The organism is Thermogutta sp., assembly GCF_039793925.1.
GTDB lineage: Bacteria > Planctomycetota > Planctomycetia > Pirellulales > Thermoguttaceae > Thermogutta.
In genome coordinates, this window is record NZ_JBAMME010000292.1 from 1 (window position 1) to 3,472 (window position 3,472).

The following is a 3,472-nucleotide window of genomic DNA, read 5'->3' on the forward strand; positions in this document are numbered from 1 at the left end:
GGGAGTACTGACAGTAACGTTATGTTTATATTATACTTGTTTTCCTAGGCTGAATGAAAATGCGGAGAAGTGCTATATCTAGGACAGCACTTTGGGCAATAATAGCGGTCGTCGTGATAGTGGTAGTCGTGGGGGGCGTTGCCGCGTACTACGCCACCAGGCCACCTCCGCCGACCCCCACCCCCACCCCCACGCCGACCCCCACGCCGACCCACGCCATAGTGGGACAGGTGACGATAGCGATGACGCAGGACCTGACGGGCAGCGACGCGGCGTCGGGTGAGCAGGTTCTGTGGGGAGCTCAACTTGCAACATCGCAGATAAACTCGCAGGGTGGGGTATACTTGGCAAACGGACCTAATGGACCGGGCAACTATACCATCAACCTGGTGTGGTTGGACGATCGGAGTAGTCCAGCCGTTCTTCCTGCGGTTACCGCGCAGGCGATAACTACCTACCATCCAGCGGTTCTGATAAGCGCCATATGCCCCTGTGGTGAGGCGGCAATGATGCCTATTATTGAGCAGTATAACCAGCCCACTATAATGGACGAGCTCATGGTCCAGTATCTGACAACCACCGCAAACTATACACCGAATTATGCGGCTTCGATGCTGTTCAATGACGAGCCATCCGCGGCCGTGCAGGATCCAAACGAAGTCGAGTTCCTCCACTATGCATGGTTCGACTTGGAACACCAAACCACGCCCTTGCGCATAGTGCTCGTGGCCACGTCGGGAACCTGGGGTAATACGGAGGCGTACGCGATCAACCAAACGATATACGCGAATGGCTGGCAGAATAATACGAAGCTAGTGGACACCATTTTCGTCACCGAGGGCACCTCCGAGTTCGGCCCAACGCTTGCCCGCTTGGTGAGCGACAACCCGGGCGCGATAATCACGGCGTTGGTTCCCCCTGATAGGGCCAATTTCGTGGAGCAGGCAGCGGCCGTCCCCGCGCTGAAGGGGATCCTCACGATCAACGACGCCATATCTGATGATCCATCGTACTACAGCGCAGCCGGAAGATACGCGATCGGCACATTTGTCGGGGGCACCGCATATTCGCTCATGAGCAACCCGAACAACCCAACCATCGCGGCGAAGTGGAATGAATTCAGGGCCGAATACAAGGCGCTGAGCGGTCAGATACCGGGGGCGCTCGCTGCGTCCGGATACGATCACATGTGGATAATAGCGTACGCGCTCAAGGACGCAGGGACTACGCAGAACACCGCCGTGATCAACGCGCTGGATAACCTGAAGCTGACGCCAGGCCTCGAGAGCCACCTCATAAGGCTCTACGCTCCCACACCGAGCGGCACCGTCTTCTTCACGGATCCGAGCAGCGGGATGGCGTGGCACAGCGCTAACTTCCAGCCTGTAGTCCTAGAGGCGTTCTACAACTCAACCAGCAACTCAGTCTACACGCAGGTGGTCTGGCCACCCCAGCTCGCCACGACGCAACCGGTACTGGGCATATTCCCATAAGTTATATTTTTATAAAGTTTATTTGATTATGTTTATAAATTTACGGTACGGAGAATTTCCAGCGATCAAGGTGGATGAACGGTCAACTGGCCGGCGTAGGCCGTAGGAGAATCGCCCAACCACCGAATATGGACGCCGGATGGCTAGATGCGCTTTACTCGGTAGAGCCGCCAGCCCTGAGGAGATAGCCCATCCGATAATCTTTCTGCTCTCCGACGGTGCGTCTTTCATAACGGGGGCTGAGCTGGTGGTGGATGGCGGGGAGACCGCCATATGACGCGTTTGCCCTTATCAGTGTGGGTTGACTATGTTGTACCACGGCTTCTTCTTCAGGCCAGTCAGGTCTATAGAGATATGCTTCAGCCTCAGGTACGTGTCGAGGGCATGTGGCGACAGCTCCTTCGTCCCGGTCCCGCTCATCTTGAATCCGCCCCATGGAGTCTCGGGGAACACCGGGATGTGCTCGTTCACCCACACAGTGCCCGCTTCTATCCCCCTGATGAACTTGGCTGCCCTGGCTATATCCCTCGTCCAGACTGACGAGCCCAGTCCGTACCTGGTGCCGTTCGCCATCTCTATGGCCTCATCGTCCGTCCTGAACTTGAGCACCACCTCCACGGGCCCGAAGATCTCCTCCTGCACTATGGTCATGTCCTGCCTCCCGTCGACGAATATAGTGGGCATGACGTAGGCTCCCTTGCTGAGCTCGGCGGGCGGTGGTCCTCCCAGCACCATCTTGGCGCCCTCCTTCACTCCGATCTCGATATAGCGCTCTATGTTCCTCCTGTGCTCCATGTACGCGACGGGTCCCATGTCCGTGCCGGGATCCATCGGATCCCCCACCACGAGCTTCTTGGTCGCTTCGACGAATTTCCTCACGAATTCATCGTGCACACTCTCGTGCACATATATTCTGGAGCTGGTCGCGCAGACCTGGCCGGAATTGAAGAACGAGCCCATCACGGCGCCCTCCACCGCGGCCTCCACGTCGGCGTCGTCCAGCACTATCAGCGGATTCTTTCCTCCGAGCTCCAGCGCGAGCCTCTTCACGGTTCTGGACGCCATGTCCATTATGCTCTGACCGGTCTCCGTGGAGCCGGTCAACGATATCAGGTCTATCCTCTCGTTGAGTACCATGGCGTTGCCCACGACGCCCCCCGGACCAGTGATCACGTTGAAAACACCCTTCGGCAGCAGGCCCTTAGTGAGCCTCGCGAACTCCAGCAGCGTGAGCGGCGTGACGCTGGCGGGCTTCGCGACCACGGTGTTCCCGGCCGCGAGCGCAGGAGCTATCTTCCAGGCGGCCATCAGCAGCGGGAAGTTCCACGGTATTATCAGGCCAGCGACGCCCACAGGCTCCTTAATAGTCACGTCGAGCGCCGGAACTGGCACGGGGTTCACCTCGCCGAGCGTCGCCCGTGCGATCTCCGCGTAGTACTCGAAGACGTCCGCCACAGATGGAATGTCGAAGTTCTTCGTCTTCCTGATGGGGGATCCGTGGTTCAGCGTCTCCAGCTCCGCCAGGCGATCCGCGTTGGCCCTCAATATGTCCGCTATCTTCAGCAGGATCCTGCTCCTCTCCGACACGTGAGTGTTGGCCCACTTTCCCTTTGCTCCGTAGGCCGCGTCGGCCGCCGCCTTCACGTCCTCTGCATCACCCTTCGGGACGCGGGCTATCACTCCGCCGTTCGCCGGATTCGTGACCTCGTAGGTGGTCCCCGAGTGGGAGCCGACGAACTCCCCATCTATGAACATCCTATACTCATCCACCATATTATATCACAGTCATTACTAATATGACTTATATATAAACCTTCTCTACGGGTCGGGGGGCGATGCCGCTTTGAAGATACTTAACATCTGACAAGCAGATCAATTTTTCCCAAACGAATGATTTTGTACGGGACGTCCTTCCATGGATAGTAGGCGAGGCGATGCTGCATGAGGCCCCCGAACCCAAAGGAGATCCCTGAGTACAT

At 57.6% G+C, this 3,472-nt stretch carries 3 protein-coding genes; 2 read left to right on the forward strand and 1 reads right to left on the reverse strand.

Translation table 11 applies throughout. The features are described from left to right. Positions 1–59 precede the first annotated feature (59 nt). Together ABJK56_RS15200 and ABJK56_RS15205 are read left to right on the forward strand one after the other, a co-directional pair. Positions 60–1,493, forward strand: coding sequence for an ABC transporter substrate-binding protein (locus ABJK56_RS15200; RefSeq protein WP_347245521.1), 1,434 nt, complete (start codon positions 60–62; stop codon positions 1,491–1,493). 139 nt (positions 1,494–1,632) lie between these two features. Next, the gene (locus ABJK56_RS15205) at positions 1,633–1,770 is read left to right on the forward strand and encodes an SDR family oxidoreductase (RefSeq protein WP_347245522.1); all 138 of its coding nucleotides are present in this window, start codon (positions 1,633–1,635) and stop codon (positions 1,768–1,770) included. Between the two features lie 14 nt (positions 1,771–1,784). Here ABJK56_RS15205 and ABJK56_RS15210 read toward each other — a convergent pair whose 3' ends face one another. After that, positions 1,785–3,266, reverse strand: a complete 1,482-nt coding sequence (locus ABJK56_RS15210; RefSeq protein WP_347245523.1) for an aldehyde dehydrogenase family protein — start codon at positions 3,264–3,266, stop codon at positions 1,785–1,787. Between the last annotated feature and the right edge of the window lie 206 nt (positions 3,267–3,472).